Here is a 1,142-nt window from a genome sequence, read left to right as displayed (position 1 = left end):
GTTCAGCGTACCGATATAGCTGAGATTGACAGGTAACAATGCCAGAATACAAGGGGAGATACTTGCAATCAAACCACCGATAAATGCCAACGGCAATAATACTAATGGATTGGCGGTATCCTGCGTGTTAAACCATTGTTGATAGCGATTTTCGACGATCGACACCAATTGTTCGATCGAATGGCTGAGAATCGGCCCCAACGTCAGCACTGCAATGAGTGCGAGTAATCCCAGCCCGCCATAAAATAACCATTTCTGAGATATTTTAGAACATGCAGGCAGATTTGGTTCAGTGTCAGACTGAGGGATGTGTTTCATAGCATTGTGCAGAGGAAATTTCGGTGATTGAGGCTATCAAAACCAAACTAGATAAACAGAGTAATCCAAGCAAAAAATGCGATCACTTGTGTATAAACAATCCAGATGAGCAGGGTGTTCGAGTATTAACAACGATGAACAGTTGATTCAAAAAGCTGTCATTGTGCCGAAATCTCGGCACAATTATCATCTGCCTATTTTTTCGCCAAAGCAGTGTTCAGGACGCTGCTGTAGTCAGCTTTGTTAGCATTGTTTCTGAACGATGTGAGGATATTTCCCGTCGCCGGATCGACGATTGCGATCGTTCCTGTACTAGCTTTATTAGCAGTAAAAAACTTACTTAGACCCAATTTTTTAGCCGTTGCTTCTGCCTGTTTGGTCGTGCTGCGATCGCTGACATCTAGGACGATAAAGCTCACCTTGCCAGCATATTCCTGCTTTAATTGTGATAGGGTAGGTGCGATATTCTTACAAGCAGGACACCAGCTAGCATAAATATCGACTATTACTGGTTTGCCTTGTAGCGATTTAGCTAGCGGACCACCAACAGAGGCTTGAGCGGAATTTTTCCCGGCACGGGGGTTCTTTTTCGCAGCACAAGGATTCTTCTTGCCAGCACAAGGATTTCCCTGTGCGACTTTAGTGATTGACGCGCGAGCTTCAGGTGCGGAAATACTCGCCGAGGTGGTTGCTACCATCGATACTGCGAACACCAGGCTGCTCAAACAAATTTTCAGTAAGAAGTTGCTAGATTTAGTCATAAAAGTCGTCTCGGATCGAGAAGTTGAAAGGGAGTAATTACGGAGTACCAGATCGGAAGAGCA

At 44.7% G+C, this 1,142-nt stretch carries 1 protein-coding gene and 1 pseudogene; both read right to left on the bottom strand.

The features are described from left to right. Positions 1 to 318, bottom strand: a pseudogene (locus AC2VE5_RS28435) (cytochrome c biogenesis protein CcdA); the annotation flags it as partial. A 194-nt stretch (positions 319 to 512) separates the two neighbouring features. Next, positions 513 to 1,079, bottom strand: coding sequence for a TlpA family protein disulfide reductase (locus AC2VE5_RS28430; protein WP_486890860.1), 567 nt, complete (start codon positions 1,077 to 1,079; stop codon positions 513 to 515). Positions 1,080 to 1,142 lie beyond the last annotated feature (63 nt).

This window comes from Aliterella sp. E5.1, from assembly GCF_057473825.1.
The sequence above is the reverse complement of the archived record's forward strand: the minus strand, read 5'-3'. Positions and strand labels throughout refer to the sequence as shown.